The 17,618-nt window shown below is 35.3% G+C and carries 22 protein-coding genes and 1 tRNA gene; 6 read left to right on the top strand and 17 right to left on the bottom strand.

Going from position 1 to position 17,618, the window contains the following annotated elements; translation table 11 throughout:
- Nucleotides 1-59: 59 nt before the first annotated feature.
- Nucleotides 60-431: a HesB/IscA family protein gene (locus tag AAGD44_RS01340; RefSeq protein WP_341764255.1), complete on the bottom strand. Its 372-nt coding sequence runs from the start codon at nucleotides 429-431 to the stop codon at nucleotides 60-62.
- Between the two features lie 197 nt (nucleotides 432-628).
- On the opposite strand from AAGD44_RS01340, the gene AAGD44_RS01335 reads away from it, so the two are divergent.
- Together AAGD44_RS01335 and argS are read left to right on the top strand one after the other, a co-directional pair.
- On the top strand, nucleotides 629-1,777 hold the full coding sequence (locus AAGD44_RS01335; protein ID WP_341764254.1) for a deoxyguanosinetriphosphate triphosphohydrolase: 1,149 nt from the start codon (nucleotides 629-631) through the stop codon (nucleotides 1,775-1,777).
- Nucleotides 1,778-1,782: 5 nt separating this feature from the next.
- On the top strand, nucleotides 1,783-3,516 hold the full coding sequence (gene argS, locus AAGD44_RS01330; RefSeq protein ID WP_341764253.1) for an arginine--tRNA ligase: 1,734 nt from the start codon (nucleotides 1,783-1,785) through the stop codon (nucleotides 3,514-3,516).
- Here the strand turns inward: argS and tsaB are convergent.
- Nucleotides 3,500-4,192, bottom strand: a complete 693-nt coding sequence (tsaB, locus tag AAGD44_RS01325; protein ID WP_341764252.1) for a tRNA (adenosine(37)-N6)-threonylcarbamoyltransferase complex dimerization subunit type 1 TsaB — start codon at nucleotides 4,190-4,192, stop codon at nucleotides 3,500-3,502. The genes argS and tsaB overlap by 17 nt on opposite strands.
- A gap of 78 nt (nucleotides 4,193-4,270) precedes the next feature.
- Between tsaB and AAGD44_RS01320 the strand changes: the two genes are divergently transcribed.
- Nucleotides 4,271-5,650, top strand: coding sequence for a phosphomannomutase/phosphoglucomutase (locus AAGD44_RS01320; protein WP_410521002.1), 1,380 nt, complete (start codon nucleotides 4,271-4,273; stop codon nucleotides 5,648-5,650).
- A gap of 11 nt (nucleotides 5,651-5,661) precedes the next feature.
- The gene (miaA, locus tag AAGD44_RS01315) at nucleotides 5,662-6,609 is read left to right on the top strand and encodes a tRNA (adenosine(37)-N6)-dimethylallyltransferase MiaA (RefSeq protein ID WP_341764250.1); all 948 of its coding nucleotides are present in this window, start codon (nucleotides 5,662-5,664) and stop codon (nucleotides 6,607-6,609) included.
- 40 nt (nucleotides 6,610-6,649) lie between these two features.
- On the opposite strand, the gene AAGD44_RS01310 is transcribed toward miaA, so the two are convergent.
- From AAGD44_RS01310 to terL, 10 genes are all read right to left on the bottom strand, one after another.
- Nucleotides 6,650-7,267 carry a hypothetical protein gene (locus tag AAGD44_RS01310; RefSeq protein ID WP_341764249.1) on the bottom strand — a complete coding sequence of 206 codons (618 nt, stop codon included), beginning with the start codon at nucleotides 7,265-7,267 and terminating at the stop codon, nucleotides 6,650-6,652.
- Between the two features lie 339 nt (nucleotides 7,268-7,606).
- Nucleotides 7,607-8,290, bottom strand: a complete 684-nt coding sequence (locus tag AAGD44_RS01305) for an Hsp20/alpha crystallin family protein (protein WP_341764248.1) — start codon at nucleotides 8,288-8,290, stop codon at nucleotides 7,607-7,609.
- Between the two features lie 260 nt (nucleotides 8,291-8,550).
- Nucleotides 8,551-8,823 (bottom strand): hypothetical protein, encoded by a 273-nt coding sequence (locus AAGD44_RS01300; protein WP_341764247.1) that lies wholly within the window; start codon nucleotides 8,821-8,823, stop codon nucleotides 8,551-8,553.
- 7 nt (nucleotides 8,824-8,830) lie between these two features.
- Nucleotides 8,831-9,328 (bottom strand): IS630 family transposase, encoded by a 498-nt coding sequence (locus tag AAGD44_RS01295; protein ID WP_341763542.1) that lies wholly within the window; start codon nucleotides 9,326-9,328, stop codon nucleotides 8,831-8,833.
- Nucleotides 9,329-9,332: 4 nt separating this feature from the next.
- The gene (locus tag AAGD44_RS01290; RefSeq protein WP_341763541.1) at nucleotides 9,333-9,824 is read right to left on the bottom strand and encodes a helix-turn-helix domain-containing protein; all 492 of its coding nucleotides are present in this window, start codon (nucleotides 9,822-9,824) and stop codon (nucleotides 9,333-9,335) included.
- 54 nt (nucleotides 9,825-9,878) lie between these two features.
- The gene (locus tag AAGD44_RS01285; RefSeq protein WP_341764246.1) at nucleotides 9,879-10,049 is read right to left on the bottom strand and encodes a hypothetical protein; all 171 of its coding nucleotides are present in this window, start codon (nucleotides 10,047-10,049) and stop codon (nucleotides 9,879-9,881) included.
- Between the two features lie 211 nt (nucleotides 10,050-10,260).
- Nucleotides 10,261-10,404, bottom strand: coding sequence for a palindromic element RPE1 domain-containing protein (locus AAGD44_RS01280; protein WP_341764081.1), 144 nt, complete (start codon nucleotides 10,402-10,404; stop codon nucleotides 10,261-10,263).
- Between the two features lie 78 nt (nucleotides 10,405-10,482).
- Complete coding sequence (locus AAGD44_RS01275; RefSeq protein ID WP_341764245.1) at nucleotides 10,483-10,962, bottom strand: hypothetical protein; 480 nt, start codon at nucleotides 10,960-10,962, stop codon at nucleotides 10,483-10,485.
- 75 nt (nucleotides 10,963-11,037) lie between these two features.
- Nucleotides 11,038-11,712 carry a hypothetical protein gene (locus AAGD44_RS01270; protein WP_341764244.1) on the bottom strand — a complete coding sequence of 225 codons (675 nt, stop codon included), beginning with the start codon at nucleotides 11,710-11,712 and terminating at the stop codon, nucleotides 11,038-11,040.
- A gap of 125 nt (nucleotides 11,713-11,837) precedes the next feature.
- On the bottom strand, nucleotides 11,838-13,238 hold the full coding sequence (terL, locus tag AAGD44_RS01265; RefSeq protein WP_341764243.1) for a phage terminase large subunit: 1,401 nt from the start codon (nucleotides 13,236-13,238) through the stop codon (nucleotides 11,838-11,840).
- 8 nt (nucleotides 13,239-13,246) lie between these two features.
- Here terL and AAGD44_RS01260 point away from each other — a divergent pair, with 8 nt between their 5' ends.
- Nucleotides 13,247-13,417 (top strand): palindromic element RPE1 domain-containing protein, encoded by a 171-nt coding sequence (locus tag AAGD44_RS01260; RefSeq protein ID WP_341764242.1) that lies wholly within the window; start codon nucleotides 13,247-13,249, stop codon nucleotides 13,415-13,417.
- Nucleotides 13,418-13,424: 7 nt separating this feature from the next.
- On the opposite strand, the gene AAGD44_RS01255 is transcribed toward AAGD44_RS01260, so the two are convergent.
- Both AAGD44_RS01255 and AAGD44_RS01250 read right to left on the bottom strand, forming a co-directional pair.
- Nucleotides 13,425-13,691 (bottom strand): hypothetical protein, encoded by a 267-nt coding sequence (locus AAGD44_RS01255; protein ID WP_341764241.1) that lies wholly within the window; start codon nucleotides 13,689-13,691, stop codon nucleotides 13,425-13,427.
- On the bottom strand, nucleotides 13,688-14,860 hold the full coding sequence (locus AAGD44_RS01250; protein WP_410520994.1) for a phage portal protein: 1,173 nt from the start codon (nucleotides 14,858-14,860) through the stop codon (nucleotides 13,688-13,690). The genes AAGD44_RS01255 and AAGD44_RS01250 overlap by 4 nt, the downstream gene beginning before the upstream one ends.
- 348 nt (nucleotides 14,861-15,208) lie before the next feature.
- On the opposite strand from AAGD44_RS01250, the gene AAGD44_RS01245 reads away from it, so the two are divergent.
- Nucleotides 15,209-15,877, top strand: a complete 669-nt coding sequence (locus AAGD44_RS01245; protein WP_341764240.1) for a hypothetical protein — start codon at nucleotides 15,209-15,211, stop codon at nucleotides 15,875-15,877.
- A 164-nt stretch (nucleotides 15,878-16,041) separates the two neighbouring features.
- On the opposite strand, the gene infA is transcribed toward AAGD44_RS01245, so the two are convergent.
- From infA to rodA, 3 genes are all read right to left on the bottom strand, one after another.
- Nucleotides 16,042-16,257 (bottom strand): translation initiation factor IF-1, encoded by a 216-nt coding sequence (gene infA / locus AAGD44_RS01240; protein ID WP_341764239.1) that lies wholly within the window; start codon nucleotides 16,255-16,257, stop codon nucleotides 16,042-16,044.
- Nucleotides 16,258-16,285: 28 nt separating this feature from the next.
- Nucleotides 16,286-16,360: transfer RNA gene (locus AAGD44_RS01235), tRNA-Asn, on the bottom strand.
- A gap of 135 nt (nucleotides 16,361-16,495) precedes the next feature.
- Nucleotides 16,496-17,590: a rod shape-determining protein RodA gene (gene rodA / locus AAGD44_RS01230; protein WP_341764238.1), complete on the bottom strand. Its 1,095-nt coding sequence runs from the start codon at nucleotides 17,588-17,590 to the stop codon at nucleotides 16,496-16,498.
- Nucleotides 17,591-17,618: the final 28 nt, after the last annotated feature.

The following is a 17,618-nucleotide window of genomic DNA, read 5'->3' as shown; positions in this document are numbered from 1 at the left end:
ATTTTGTTACTTTCCCTCTGTTAACGTAAATCTTTTAAGAGTTCAGAGCTTAAATTAAGTTATACCGAAAAAGAATTACCACAACCACATTTACCCTTAGCTTTTGGGTTACTAATGTCAAAATAGGAGCCCCCTAATTCTTCTATAAAATCTATAATAGAATCCGACATGAGTTGTTTGGATTCTGCATCAATAATCACTTTAGTCAGCCCATTTTCGAAAATACTATCATCTGCAGTCAAATCATTATTAGAAACAAGTTCATATTTATAGCTAAAACCGGAGCACCCTCCTCCTTCTACACTGATTCTAAGCGCTAGCTCTAGGTTATTTTCTGATTTTATTAACTTTTCTACTTTTTTAAAAACATTCTCAGTAATTATTATGTTATTATTAATAAGCTGAGTGTTATTAGTAACTTTTGTTGCCATATATTTGTGTGATATTTAGAATGGGCTATTTATAAGATAATACTAAAGGCTTACTTTTGCAAGCATCAGATCTTAAAAAGCTTGAAAAGTTCCATAGTAATTTTATACTAGGTTCTTATATCTTAGAAATAAGTAATTGACAACTTTGCCTAATATAGTTATTTAGTTTTGAACAATTTAAATTTGGAGTTGATATAATGCTTGCCTCCTATGCTTGCGATCCATCTACTAATAGAGGAAGGTTATATAAAGAACAGCCTACTAATTACAGGAATGAATTTGAGCGAGATCGTGATCGAATAATACATTCAAAAGCTTTTAGACGCTTACAATATAAAACTCAAGTTTTTATTAATCATGAAGGGGATCACTATCGCAATAGGCTAACTCATTCAATTGAAGTCGCCACGGTGGCAAGGTCTATTTCCAATACTCTTAATTTATCAAGTGATTTAGCAGAAGCCGTGGCGCTAGCTCATGATTTAGGCCATACCCCCTTTGGACATGCAGGAGAGATAGCGTTAAATGAATGTATGAAAGATTTTGGGGGCTTTTCCCACAATGCTCATTCCTTAAAGCTCCTTACTAAATTAGAGAAAAGATATGCCTCTTATAATGGATTAAATTTAACTTGGGAAGTATTAGAAGGCATAGTGAAACATAATGGTCCTTTACTTCATAATGTTTCGGAGTATGTTCAGGAATATAATGCTCAAAATGACCTTGATTTAACTACTTATGCTTCGGCTGAAGCACAAGTAGCAGCCCTAGCTGATGATATCAGTTATATCTCTCATGATTTAGAAGATAGTATTGGCGCCAAAATTATTGATTTTAATCATTTATCTGAAATTACCTTTATTGAGCGCTACATTAGTACTATTAAATCTCAATTTAAAGATATTAGCTCTTCCAAGCTGATTTATGAAGTGGTACGCAAATTAATGAGTGATTTAATTAACGATTTATTGTTACAAACCAATAATAATTTAAAGAAAGAAAATATTGATACCGCGATGGATATCCGACATCTGGGTTATCAGATTATCGATTTTACAGAGGAAACAAAAGAGTCTATAAAGGAAATAAGACAATTTTTATTTAATAAAGTATATAGAAATAATAAATTAACCGCGATGACCTTAAAGTGCCAAAAAATTATTCAAGAATTATTTAGATTATATATAAATAATGTTGATTTGTTACCATTTAATTGGAAAGAGTTGATTGTAGACGATGAGAAGTCAAAAGCTACTATCGTCGCTGATTATATAGCAGGCATGACAGATCGTTTTGCTATACAAGAATATCAATCGTTCTATAGCTGTAATTTTAACAACATTTAATTTTTATGAATATATTTAATAAATTACGAAATGATATTATTATTGCAGGGCAACAAATATGCAATAATGACGAAATATTACAGTTAGCTACAATAGAAATGCCGAAGGACAATCTAAACGGGGATCTAGCAAGTAATATCGCAATGATTATCGCCTCAAAACAAGGGGGGAAACCGCGAGAACTAGCTATTAAATTTAAAGAAATACTATCTCCACTTTCTTATATTGCCTCTATTGAGGTAGCTGGACCCGGGTTTATTAATTTTACTCTTACTGCAGATTGTTGGCATCATGCTATTAAAGATATCCTGCTGGATAATGAAGATTTTTTTCAAATCAATGTCGGCAATAACCAGAAGGTCAATATCGAATATGTATCTGCCAACCCTACAGGCCCTCTACATATTGGCCATGCTAGGGGTGCAGTTTATGGGGATGCGCTAGCACGGATTTTAGAAACTACAGGATATCAAGTAACTAAGGAATATTATATTAACGATGCAGGCGCCCAAGTAGATAATCTAGCTAAAGCTGTCTTGTTTCGTTACCAAGAAATTGTAACAGGGGTAAAACTTTCATTACCAGAAGGGCTATATCCTGGGGAATATTTAATAGATGTGGCTAAGGACTTAGTAGAACAATTTGGGGATAGACTACTAGAAGTAGCAGATGATAAACGGCATGAAATAATCAAAAAATTCAGCATAGAAAAGATGTTAGATTTAATCAGGAAAGATCTGAAAGATCTTGAGATTGAACACCAGGTGTTTTTCTCTGAACAATCCTTACATGATTATGGTAAAATCGATGAAGTAGTGAAACTATTGAGTCAAATGGGCTTAATATATGAAGGACAATTACCGCCACCAAAAGGTAAAATAGAGGAGGAGTGGAATCCGCAAACTCATCGACTGTTTAAATCTACTAATTTTGGAGACACTCAAGATAGATCAATAGAGAAATCTGATGGGAGCTGGACTTATTTTGCTTCAGATCTAGCTTATGCTAAGGATAAAATAGACCGAGGAGCCGAACGTTTAGTCTATATTTTAGGAGCTGACCACTCTGGATATGTCAAAAGAATCGAAGCGATAGTAGGAGCGCTGACGCAGAAGAAAATTAAAGTAGACGTAAAAATTTGTCAGTTAGTAAATTTTGTCCATAATGGCGAGGCAGTAAAAATGTCAAAACGAAAGGGCAATTTTACGAGCGTTAGTGATGTAACTTCGGAAGTTGGGAAAGATATAATAAGATTTATAATGTTGACCCGTAAAAACGATGCCCCTTTGGATTTTGATTTAGCTAAAGTAAGAGAACAATCAAAAGATAACCCCATATTTTATGTACAATATGCTTATGTTCGTACTAGATCCATACTGATGAAAGCCGAAGAAACTATGTATCCTGCATATGTTAAGTTTAGAGAAAACGAGTATAATCTGTCATTACTTTCTACTGAGGAAGAAATAGAAATGATCAAACTACTTGCTTCTTGGCCAAAAGTTATAGAAGCGGCAGCAAAATATTTTGAGCCTCATAGAGTAGCTTTCTATTTAGTTAACCTAGCTTCTAAATTTCATTCCTTATGGAATTTTGGGAAAGAAAATAATGATTACCGCTTCTTAATTGAAGATGATCTAGAATTAACCACAGCCCGCCTGACCTTGGCAAGTGCTATCCAAAAGATTATAAGAGTTGGGTTTAATATTATAGGGGTGACCCCTATGAATAAGATGTAATACCTTTACTCTGCAATTTAGCATCTGGAGGGCGGATGTATAATGGCTCTATGCTAGAAGGTAAAAGTTGCGTTAGGGATATTTTATTAGCTATATACCGACATATATGTAAGGCTTTTACCTTAGCAAAGCGTGGTAAAATTATTACGTTCTCCTGATCTTTTATCCTATCATATATTAGTTCTACCCCGCTACCAGTACAAATTCTAATACCCTCTTCTCTCTTTATTAAATCTATAGCTTGTTCATAAGTGATTAATAACGCTTTGGAAGCGGTGCCATCTTGATTAAATACTTGGCTATATAGTTGCCCTCTATAAGCGTTAAGAAAGACAAACATTTTACTATAATTTCGAACCTGCGCACTTGCCCTAAAATATGAATACTCAAAATTTGATACTGTAGTCCCCTTGACACTAGTGCTCAACACTATAGCTTTCGCAACCGAAAGCCCTATTCTAATTCCGGTAAAACTACCTGGCCCGTTAGTCACCGCTAAATAATCTAGCTGCTGGTAAGATAGTCCTGCTATTTTTAATGCTTCTTCAATCATAGGAACTATAGTTTCCGCTTGCAAAGTAGGCCTTAGCTCTTCAAGATAAGCTAGGATTACTTGGTCGTCTGAAATTGCAACAGAGGCGCTATTATTTGCAGTATCAAAGGCTAAAATTTTCATCTATACTTATCTTTCATCTATCATCACTTATTTAGTCTACATATTTAGTATAGTGGTAATCAATTAATTATAATGACAATAAAAATAAAGAAAACAATTTTTAGAGCCTATGATATTCGAGGCAACACTCTTGCAGATCTTTCTGCCCTTCTGACATACAAAATTGGCTTTTCCTTTACCAAAATGCTCCAGCAGGAACAACCTACAAAAATATGTGTAGGGCGCGATGGCAGGTTAAGCTCCCCTGCCCTTTATAAGGCACTGGTTAATGGTATTATCGATGCGGGAGGTAGCGTCCTTTCAATTGGAGTTGTGCCCTCTCCTGCTTTATACTTTGCAGATAAAATATTAAAACCGTGTGGTAGTATCATGATTACTGGCTCCCATAATCCTAAAGAAGATAATGGTTTTAAGATGCTAGCAGCAGGCAAACCATTTTACGATAAACAAATTCATAATTTATACGATATCATTTGTAACAGCACGTGGGATAATACTCCCTCCCGCTTTACCGAAAATAGTCAAGTAGTAGAGTTAGATATAATTGAGCAATATACTGGGCGGATTCTTCAGGAAATTACTATAGATCCTACGTTAAAAGTCGCATGGGATCCTGGCAATGGGGCAGCTGGTAATATTGTTGAGCTATTAAAAGTCAGATTACCAAATAAAAATTTAATAATAAATTCGGAAATAGATGGTAACTTTCCAGCTCATCATCCTGACCCAACCATTTTAACTAATCTTACCGACCTAATTACGCTAGTGCAATCTGAAAATTGTGAGGTAGGTATTGCTTTTGATGGAGATGCAGACCGCCTTGGGATAATCAGTAAAACAGGACAAGTGATTACAGCAGAACAAATCCTTACTATATTAGCTAAAGATGTAATAGCTAAGCATCCAAATGCTACTATTATAATGGATATAAAAACAAGTGATGCCACATTTAATCAAATTAAAGAGTATGGAGGCAATCCTGTAATATGGAAAACTGGGCATGCTTATATTAAAGATAAAATGCAAGAAACTAACGCTTTGCTCGCAGGAGAGGTTAGTGGCCACCTGTTTTTTGCTGATAAATATTATGGCTATGATGATGGGATTTATTCGGCTCTACGACTGCTAGATTTATTATCTAAAACTAACAAATCGCTAGATGAGATGATAGAGGAGTTACCTCAAATTGAGCCCCCCATAGACATTAAAATCCCTCTAGAAGATGATAGAAAATTCAAGGTCATTAACCAAATTAAACAAAAATTAATTGATAGAAAGATTTTTTTTAATGATATAGATGGTATAAGAGTTAGTTCTAGTATCGGCTGGTGGTTATTGAGGGCCTCTAATACAGAACCAAACCTTATTGCAAGATATCAATCCAATGAACTGGAAGGATTTAATATACTTAAGGCGGAACTATACAGTTTACTACGATCAGTCAATATTATTATATAGCTAAGCTTTGAATGCAAAAGAAGGATATATTAATTATTTGTGGCCCCACCGCTAGTGGCAAGACCTATTTAGGGCACCATTTAGCTAAATTATATAATGGTGCAATAATTAATAGTGACTCTATGCAAATATATCAGCAAATACCTATTATTACTGCTTCCCCTTTAGCAATATATCGCAAGGAAATACCATATCTTCTTTATAACTTTTTATCTATCGAACAGGAATTTTCAACTGTAAAATATCTCAATAAGGCTCTGGAAGCAATTAAAGAAATTACTTCTATAGGCAAGCTACCAATTATTATTGGAGGAACGGGCCTATATATTAATTCTTTACTTTTTGGTTACAATGAGATCCCAGATATATCGCCGGAAATCCGGAAATATGTCCGAGAATTGCATTCTCATATTGGCCAGGTAGAATTTTTTCAAAAATTACAGAAATTAGATGAAATTGCTGGGCAAAAACTACACCCTTCAGATGCGCAGCGTTCTATCAGGAGCTATGAAGTGTGTATGCAAACTGGCAGATCTATTTTTGAATTTTATACTACTCAAAATATCCCTATCCTAGCACAATTTAAGGTACAAGTATTTTTCCTACAGCCCGAACGTAATTTTCTTTATGACAGCTGTAATGCCCGGGTGCAGACTTTATTTAATAGTGGAGCAATTGAAGAAGTAAAGGTGATGGCTAAAAATTTTCCTATTGCTACTACCTCAGGTACCAAAGCTATTGGCGTGCAAGAAATACTAGCATATTTAACAAATAAGATTACGATGCAGGAAGCATTAACCTTAACCCAAACGAAAACTCGACAATACGCCAAAAGACAACTCACTTGGTTTAGAAACCAAATAAAAGATAAAACTACCTTAGAATACTCTGATAACTCGCAATTTGAAGAGTTGATCAATAGCTTTAATAATGCTGAATTATTAAAGCTATATCATTAAAAATGTCTAAATAGTTTGGTATGAGTTTTGTTTTTACCTACTACTGATCCCAAACCACATTACTAGCATACTCATGGTGAATATTACCTCCTGGTGGAACGCCCTGCTGCACCACACTTATGAGGACTACGTCCTCATAAGCAGGAGGAGGTGCACCATGGGGAGGAGGAGCGGGGGGCAATGGAGAAGAAGAAGCTAGCTTCTCAGCAGGGCATTGACAGAATGCCTGAGCAGCAGGTTCTGAAGTCTGCTCTACTACCGCCACAGGAGCAGGCTCGATAATACTCAACTGATGATCCTTAAATTGTAATGAGAGAGCATTTAATATATCTCTGTCATCAGAATTGGAAAGGGTTTGAGCATTATCCAAAATTTTCTTTCTAACTTCTAAAGACATCTCTGGTAACTTTATTTTATAACCAGCAGGAAGGGAGAGAATAGTCTCACCTAACTTAAGATGTCGAGCTATATGCTTATCATAATCTTTTGCTCCAAGGTGATACTTTTCCACCATATAACAAGCCATAGCTTTGCTTTCATCATTCCATTCCCGTGGGACATATTCACTTTTTGCAGCTTTAGGTAACCACCTTCCAAAATCCAATTTTGTATAACCTTCTCCTTGATAGTAAGCTAAAACTTCAAGACTCTTAGACATAATACAAACCTCTTACTTAATATATTACAAATACATATTGCTCCTAAAAATTAATTAAGTCAATCAATTATCAATTAATCATGAAGTGGTCTAATAATTTCTTTACCAAATCTGCCAAGACTTGGCATTGCCGATAAATAGTTGTTGGCGATAAAAGATTGTGCTTGGGTACCGTAAACGTCATGAGCTAAGCGAGCGTTTGCGGTGCGCCGCAATCCAGGAAACATTGGTTTTGTTTGCAGGATTTTTCGAGATTGCTTCGTCGGCCTTATGGCCTTCTTACAATGACAATGCTCCGGCATCAACTATTTTATTGGCAATGCCCAAGACTTTACCTCCTTAACCGATAGGAATTGTTTTAATCTCTTCAGTTTTTATTGGAGATTTAGGTAAAATAATAGTTAAGACTCCATTTTTTAAGCTAGTTGTAATCCCGTTTTTATTCACATCTTTTGGTAGAAACAATTTTTGGTCTAATGAACTACGCCGTTGTGAATTGGTATGAGAGTCATCTTTCTTACTTTTCTCAGCTTTCTGAGCTTTAATTATAATATATTCACCCTGTAGCTCAACTTTTACTTGTTCTTTTTCAAAACCAGGTATCTCAATATTTAATATATATTCTTTATCATTACTATTAAGATAGCTATTAAAGCTAGTATTATTCATAAAGGGTTCATCTATTATATGACAGCTATGATCTCTTATCGCCATCTTATGCCATAATCTATCCATATCTTTGGATAATTGCTCAAATGGGTTATGATACTCTACCGCTTCATTGCGTTGACTATCGCTATTCTCTTGGCCCTTTAAATTTTCCTGCGCTTGTGGCGTTTTCACGGTAGCTGCCTCTACCTGACCATTATTAAGCATTATGCTAGTAACAAAAATTCCAAGCACCAATAGACTTCCTGCCCAACTATTTGATGGGTGAGCTTGCGACCTTCCCACTGCTTGGTAATGTTGGCCTTTCTTGGCTTGTGTTTGATTAATATTTAAATTTGTCCAGTGATTTTCCATAGTTAACCTCATATTTTACTGATGCATAGTTATATAATATATTGCGTTTTATGTTTATTTCAATAGACCTCTTGCATAACCTAATCTAATTGGTCATTTTGTCGTCGAAACTCCTCTCTGTTCCTCACGTACGTCTATGTACGCTGCGGTACTCGACTTCGTTTCTCCTAAAAATTCTTCAATTATCTTTAGGTTATGCAAGAGGTCTACTAACTCACCCATGAAATTTATCGGCAACGCCAAATTTATACTGATAATTTTTATTCTCCCCCTGAAGTGGAACTATCCGCATTATATTCTTTCCTAATCTCACCGGTTAGTTTTTTGCTTTCCTCTGCTTCAATTTCAACAGTCTCGTAATCAGGAGAGTGAGATGAGAGGGCTGGTATCTCTGATTCTTCGGGCGCAGGATCTTCCTCATTAATCTCATTACAATAGTCATAAACGATTTTTACTACCGTAACCACGATACTTACTAAACATACAAACGCCGCAATTAACACTATGACCAAAGGGAGCAACTCTAATACCATTTCCCTATTATAAATAGATATATGAACAATTACATATAGATTTTATAGTTTCTATTGAAATAGATTGAATAAATTCAATTACAGCATCTTCAAGTTTAGTTAAACAATCGTAAACTTTATTTTTTAATACCGAATCTTTTAAATGTTGCCACAACCTCTCTACAGGATTTAACTCTGGACTATATGGTGGTAAGTACATAATCTCAATATTAGCTGGTATTGTAAGACCTTTATGCCATCCAGCTCCATCCATCACTAGTATAACTTTTGTAGTTATATGTTTCGCAAATTCATTAAGAAAAACTTGCATACAGGCCTTATCAACATTCGGAATAATTAAACTAAAAGAGTCTCCATCTCTATGATTTGTAGCAGAATAAAGATAAAATGATTTAAATCCCAGCTTTGTAGGAACTGGAGTCCTACTGCCTTTTTCAAACCATCCTAAACCATGTTTTGTATTGGTCCCAAACCTAGTCTCATCAAAAAAATAAATAGGTACCATAGGATTATCTTGGTGTACTTGTTGTAGATTTTTTTTTGAATTCTTCTTGAGAAGATGTGTCAGCTTTGTAATGCCTCTTTCTACCAGTAATATGCCTAAACCCAAGTGCCCCTAGCATTCTATGTATACTAGATTTTTCTATATCTATATCAAATTTTTCTTTTATCACTATCTTTAATTTCTTAATCGTAATACTACTGTCTCTCTTTATCAAAGTTTTAATCTCATCTTTTTGAGCAGTATTTAATTTTGATCTAGAAGGCTTTGCTATGTTCTTGAGACCATCAATGCCTTGATCTCGAAATAGAGCAACCCATCTATGTAGCGAAGATCTGTTGATATCATAAACTTCCGCTACTTTCTTAATACCATGCTTACTCGATGCTAGTATGGCTTTTAATCTTGTTACTACAACACCATTCTTCCCTCCGTTATTCAAAGCTTCCCTTGCTTTTAATACTAATTCGTCATTTATCATTTTTGATACTTTAGGCATTTCCTTGTTACTTCCTATTATTTCATTATTACCTAGCTTTATATCATAAATTACTCATTCTATCAATCTAATATCTCTGCTTATAATGGGGAAATGGTATAACTCATAGGCTCTACCTAAACCAGTCCTGCTAGAGGCAATACCAGAAAAAGTAACGTTATTAAGATTCTTATCGCTATGCCGGATAACTGACTTAATAACTCTATTAATTATAACTCTTATCATATTATTATTTTTACTTAAGATAAAGTTAGGGCATTAACAAAAAATTAATAATATTATTAGATCTCTTTCAAAATTCTCATCAGCAGAACATTTGAAGGAGATGAGGGGCGCAAAACGGCAGCACAAGCATGGGCAGCTGCGGCTTTGCACCTATTTCAACATGTAAATTACCAACTCAATGCGAGCTGTAAAGCAGGTCTATTCTAATTGGCTATAATAGACCTCTTGCATAACCTAATCTAATTGGTAATTTTGTCGTCGAAACTCCTCTCTGTTCCTCACGTACGTCTATGTACGCTGCGGTACTCGACTTCGTTTCTCCTAAAAATTCTTCAATTATCTTTAGGTTATGCAAGAGGTCTAATGTATTGGGTAAGGTTTAACTCAGATATGATTTAAAGGAGCATAGTTCTAATATAGTATTATATGATAGTTAACTGCCTAAAGAGGTGGTAAGGTTCCCTAATAAGTCTGCACATATCAAATCTCTGACTCCGGAAAAAACCATAGGGGTCTCACTTGTTAAATTGAGAATATACTCATCCACTTCATAAGTTTCAATATAATCTAATTTGGTACAGGCATTACTAGATTGAGTCTTCTTAATAATTTTTTTATTGCCTTTACCAATTTTAAGTTCAACCCTAATCTTATTCCAAGATGATTTAGAGTCTGGCTGTTGCTTGTAATTATCATCGAATTGCATTGTGGAGGTTTTTTCTGGTAAATGATTAATATTTTTATTAGCGATGACCACTGCTTCTTTACTTGGGGCTGATAATAGCGCATATTTGTACATTACGACATCCGGTGCTGGGATATCGTGACAATCTTTACTTCTGCCTTTCACAGATAAACGCAGCTGTTTTGTAATATTCTTAATATCTTTAATATACTTAATATTTTTTGACATAATTCCTTTGTATTAATATTTGCGTTATAGAAAGTAAGTCTAATAAGGACAGTTTATTAGTTAAAGCCAGAAGACTTAGACTATATCGCTGTCGTGTAGGGAAGAAGAATGTTCCCCAACAAGTGCGTCCCTATACTCCTCTGCAACAGAGCGCGCCTCTACATAGCTGTCGTATAGGGAAGAAGAATGTTCCTCAACTGCGTCCCAATCCTCCTCTGTATCAGAGTGCGCCTCTACATCGCGGTCGTGTAGGGAAGAAGAATGTTCCTCAACTGCGTCCCAATCCTCCTCTGTATCAGAGTGCGCCTCTACCCTCAAGAGACATTCATTATAGGAGGGCGGTGCCCCATAGGGCCGCTGTGGGGCCACCTGCTCCCAATCCCTCTCTTGGGGGGTAAGGGGGAGTAGATCTAGGTCTCTTTGTTGAGCTGGCTCCTCTGGGTCTGCATCTATGCCACACAATTTCCCCACTTGTTTTAGTATCTTCCACCTACAAAGATAACCAATATACGCGGCTGCTATCCCACAGGCAAACCCTATTACCGCCCCTGCCCCTGTCCCTACCCCTAGGGCTATTTTCGCAACCTCGCTATCCTGTGGGTTCCTTTCATAACCAGGGGTTGGAGCGGAATCATACTCCTGACTATTGCTCTTATTACCTACTACAGTATATGCAAAATTGATAGAAATGTGGGTCGCCCCAACAACTATTAACCCCCCAAATTGTTTAACCAATTTACCTAAAGACATGATTATTATTTCCTAAAATTATTATTTCAATTATTAATTATTTAATTATTATTTAACTATTTGATGGGATGTGTAATTACTATAAATTATTTATTTTGTCAACTAGATAATTTTTCCATAACAATTTAAAACTCTCTGATTCGCGCTACTTGTTTAACAGATTGTTCTTTCATAAAATTTAAAAATTGGCTAATTGAATCTACTATGTCATCATTTTTAGAATAGGGAAAGCTGAGCAATTCATTAAGCAATATACTATTAAAGGCTGATTGTTTAGGGAGGTAGGCGGCTGTTTGAAATAAAGTACTACTCGAAGCGAAGCGGGTAATCTTATCAAATTTAGGTTTAATAGGAGCGATATGAACAAGCCCTTCAAATTTTAGGTCTTGGATAAGCTGCTGCCCGCTTGCTTTATCTTCAATCAGGATAGTTTTAGGGCGGTATTTTGCGGATAGTTTAATTACTTGCTCTTTTAGTTGAGGATAGGTAAGCTTTGCTCTTAACATTGATAATAAATAATATTTTTTATCAATGATGCCCCAAGAGGTACACACACTATAATCAGCATTTTCAGAAATTTTAATTGCGGTGTCCCAGCTTTGGACTAAATAATCAAATCTCTCAGGAATAATTTCATAAAAATTAATATCTTGCATTTTGAGCAACATGCAATTATTAGTAATAGGTTCTTGTAAATATTGGGCTGCATAATTATGCACGCCTATTTCTTTTTCTAACTGAATAAGATAATGAGAATGATCACGAAAACTGTGCAAGCTATTACCCTTAACATAATGATGCGCGAAGTTATTGATAGTAAAAATTTGATCTTGGGTAGCCATAGCGGGAATCTTTAGGTGACTCCAAGAATTAGAATTATCTAACAGATAACCCGTTAAATCCTCCGTATGAAGTCGTTGCATGACTAATACTATTACCCCAGTATTTTTATCATTTAGCCTAGTAGCAAAGGTTTGCTCGAACCACTCAATCACCCGGCGGCGCATTTTAACTGAGTTAATTTGACTTGGATTATGAGGATCATCAATAATTAATATATCTCCCCCCTCACCTGTTGCCGACCCGCCAACCGAAGTAGCAAATCTAAAACCATTAGCAGTAGTAAGAAATTTACTTTTGGTATTATGTGTTTTACTTAAAATAGTTTTAGGAAAAAGCTGCTGATACCATTTTGAGGTCATGATAAACCGGCAATCTAAGGAATGTTTCTCACTTAAAATTTGCGAATAGCTAGCGGACATAATACGTCTTGATGGATTATGTCCTAATATCCAGGCGGGCCATGCTACCCCTATCGATACGGATTTTAAAGATCTAGGAGGCACATTAATGATTAGCCTTTTAATTTCTCCCTTTTGTACGGCGCGCAAATATTCTGCTATCAGTTCGATATGCCAATTAGCTTGATATTGACTGCCAGGATTAATGGTGCTAAACACCTTACTAATAAAGCTATTAAAATCGCTTCTTAAAATTGCCTCTAATAACTTTTTTGGGTAACTCATTAGACCTATTGCATAACCTAAAGATAATTGAAGAATTTTTAGGAGAAACGAAGTCGAGTACCGCAGCGTACATAGACGTACGTGAGGAACAGAGAGGAGTTTCGACGACAAAATTACCAATTAGATTAGGTTATGCAAGAGGTCTATTGATATACTGTTCGCACCTGAAGAGTTGCTAGACGAAGTTCAGCGAGTATATTTGCGTAAATACTGCTCTATAATTAACTCATCATCCTCCTTCATGCTAGTCTCTTCCTGCAAATACCCATCCTTACTTAACTTGTTTAATTGAATAATTAAATTAACCAATTTATTAAGTGTTTCAGTAATATTCTTCTTAACTGTCAAGGCATCCTTGCATTTCTTGACCTCCAACTCTTCTAGCTCCACTTCAAGTAAAGAAACAATTTTCGCAATAAAGCTATATACTCTAGTAATAGTATCATTGGTCATAATCTATTGCCATTCTCTAATGGCTTTAGGCCTACAATGGCTCTTTTCTCATTTAAAGTCATAAAATTAGCGTTTGTAATTTTTGCCCATAAATTTTCTCGTTTTTCCGTTAAAGCAGAAATACTATCACGATCAAAATCTATAATAATTTCTTCTTGATACCAATGGGACAACCAATTACCTAAAGCATCTGATAGTTTGTCCAATAAAGGGATTAGCGTTTCTTCCCAAAGAGCCAACCTAGCTTCCTGCATATTACTATAAGTATTATCACCATTAATACCAAGTAACTGCGGAGGAATACCAAAGGCAAGAGCTATTTCTCTAGCCGCTGAATTCTTTGATTCGATAAAATCCATATCCTTAGGATTAATACTCATTTCTTGCCACCCAAGTCCGCCTTCTAAAAGTAATGGTTTGCCCGAATTATGACTACCAGTAAATTTTTCGATAAGTTGGCTTTGCAGCCTATCAAACTGTTCTTCAGTAAGATAACCTTCCTTGACTATTAAAGCCCCACTAGGACGCGCCCCATTCTTTAATAGCGAACTATTCCAATGAGTTGCCTGATCATGTAAATTAATTGAAAGGGAAGCAGCATCTAGGCAAGATAAGCCATAATGCATGTTAGCATGATGGTAATTTTTTAAATGTAATATCCTGCTCATTCGATTAAGAGGATCAATAGGATAAATTTTTTCCTCATTATTACCTATATATCTATAAGCGACCTGCCGTCCTTTTTCTAATATTAATTCCGTAGAATCAGGCGGTAGCAAATAGATTTCTCGAGGTTTCATATTGACAAGTGCCGCTAAAATATAGACATTCCCATATAATAATTTATTAGCTATGATTTCTCCAAAAAAATCAGCCCCCGCCTTGCCAGGATTTGGCTTTTTCAGTAAATTATAAATAGGATGACTTACAATTCTTTCATAAGTTCCTCCCTTATTTTTACTAACAATCCAAGGTACATGGCTAGCCGACTGCGCTATTAAGTTTACACATCTATAGACAATAACATTTCGGCTATAAGCGTTTGCGCCAACAGTGGCATCCTTAATTTCCCCTCCTTGCATACTAATAAAATCTGTAAATTTATGAGATTTATAGCTACTGGATTTAAAAATTTTCTTGAAATTTTTCTTGAAATATTTTGTTATCATGATTCTCTCTAAAATGGGATACCCCATATACTGCTCGTATTTCAAGAATTGGATTTTATTTTAAATGGCGAGCGTTTGCTGCGTACATGCCAGTACGTGAGCACGTGAGTCCATGATAAAATAAAATCCAATTCTTGAAATACGAGTAATATACATCAGTAATTGATTATTACTGATGATAGCATAATTTAAGACTCCACTAAGGATTACTAAGCAATTTTTTGTTAAGGAGTTTTAATTCTTAACTTAATTAACATTATTCTGTAAAAATACTTCCAAATATTTAAATTTTACAATACAATGGCAGAAGATTATGTGTGCTTTTTAAAATCTAATTGAGTTATATCAATGTCCCCTCAAATGATCGAATTATTAATTTTTGCTGGTATTGCATTTTTTGTGATCAACAAGCTAATTTCTAAACTTGGCTCTACCTCAGACAACGATCCTGCCAAACAAAAATTTTCATTTTTTGGGGAAGCAAAAATTAAGGACGTGACCTATACAGCCCCAAATTCTCCTACTAACCTCTTTAAAAAGAATTTTTTCAAAAAAGCCCCTCTTGACACTACAACCCTTGATGGATTCATAATAGAAGAGAATAGAGAAGCCATCATTACTGGCTTAGAATCTATTACAGTTAAACTTCCATCCTTTCAGCCAAGTAAGTTTTTAAATAGCGCCAAAATGGCTTTTGAGCTGATTATTGAAGCTGCAAATGATGAGGACATTGAAGAATTGCTAAAACTAGTTGATAAAAGATATGTAGAAAAGTTCCATATTTTTTCTGAAAATTATGGAGAATTTGTCCATGGGGGTAAATTAGAAGCAAAAATTTCTGAAAGCTATAGTTTTGCTAATAATATTTTTATTAAAGTATTATTTAGTGGTAAAAAAATAACTAGTAAACTCGATTTTTTAAAGGAAGAATGGACGTTTTCCCGAAATCTTATATCTAACGAAGTCAATTGGTTCCTAACAAATGTTGAGAGCGCTACTGAAATAGTAGGTGCTTAAACGCCTACTATCTATCTAATTAGCCCTCTATTTAAATTAACAAATAGCTGATAAGATTTTCGCGACAAGACTTCGCACGCGAGGGAGAGGTTTAATGGTGAAAATATCCCGCAAGGCTAGCTTCTTTTAGCGAAGACTCCAAAACTACAGATAAAAAAGAGGAATTAATAACGGTGGGTAACACGCCCCTTTGTTAAATCATAAGGAGTCATTTCTACTGTTACTTTATCTCCCACAAGGATTCTAATACGGTTCTTACGCATCCTTCCAGATGTATGGGCAGTGATAAAATGACCATTTTCTAATTTAACTTTAAAAGTTGCACTAGGTAAAAGTTCAAGGACCGTTCCTTCAAAGCTAATCAGTTCTTCCTTAGTCATGCTATATTTAGTTGAATATTATGAAATGTGGCTCCCCGGGCCGGACTCGAACCAGCGACCGAACGGTTAACAGCCGTTTGCTCTACCACTGAGCTACCGAGGAACTAGCTATCCAAACCTTATAACAAATCTTGCAACTAAGGTCTAGAGTTTTCTTTGTTTTGTTAGAAAAATATGAATTTATTAGAAAAGAGTGTAGATTCAGCATTAGATATTCTGCGCCAGGGTTAAGTTCTACTCACCTAATATTACTATGCTGGTGGATTTGGGCATTCATTATTAAGCCAAACCCAATCATCATAGATACTAGCATAGTCCCGCCATAAGAGATAAAGGGGAGAGGTACCCCCACCACCGGCAATAATCCCATAACCATAGCTATATTGATAAATACATGGCTAAATAAAATTGAGGTAATCCCTATCACCATCAGCTTACTAAACATCGATCTACAATTGACCGCAATTATTAGAGAAATAATAATGATGGCTGCATACAAAAGCAATAAAGTTAGACTGCCGATTAACCCAAATTCTTCAGCAAAGGTGGCAAAAATAAAATCTGTCTGATGTTCTGGCAGAAAATCTAGATGACTTTGGCTACCCTTAACTAATCCCTTACCAAGCAACCCTCCTGAGCCAATGGCAATTTTTGACTGTATGATATTATACCCTGCCCCCAAGGGATCTCTGGAAGGATCTAAAAAAACCATAACCCGCTTTTTTTGGTAATCATGCATTATATGCCACATAACTGGCAGGCAACAGAGCACGATCCCCCCCGTTATTATAAAATTTCTTAACTTAAAACCAGCAGCAAGAAATATACTACTAGCAATAATTAAAGTGATAATAGCAGTTCCTAGATCTGGTTCTTTTATAATTAATAATACAGGGATTAATACGGCGGTTAGAGGTAATATTATCTGAGAGAATTTTAGGTACTCCTCGATTTTGAGCTGATGTAAATATCTCGCTAACATTAATACTATCGCTAGTTTAGTGGGCTCACTAGGTTGCAGGCGAATAACAGATAAATCTATCCAGCGTTTTGCCCCCATAGAACTAGTGCCAAAGAGCTCTACCCCTATTAATAAAATTAACACAGTGAGATACGAGATATAAGAGCATTTGAATATAATTTTTATGTCAATCAAGGCAACAATTAACATAACAGGCAAAAATACACAGAAATTTATTATTTGCTTATAAGCCCAAGGTTGAATATTACCCCTAGCAGCCGAATAGAGCACTACAAAGCCTATACCACATACTATACTAATAAGGATTATTAAAGTAATTGGAATTTTGGTGATTTTTTCTGAAAAATTCATTTTTAGTATTAGGGTAGACTTGATATAT

The sequence above is a fragment of the Candidatus Tisiphia endosymbiont of Beris chalybata genome (assembly GCF_964026555.1).
GTDB lineage: Bacteria > Pseudomonadota > Alphaproteobacteria > Rickettsiales > Rickettsiaceae > Tisiphia.
Note: the sequence above shows the minus strand (reverse complement) of the source record. Positions and strands in the feature narration are given on the sequence as shown.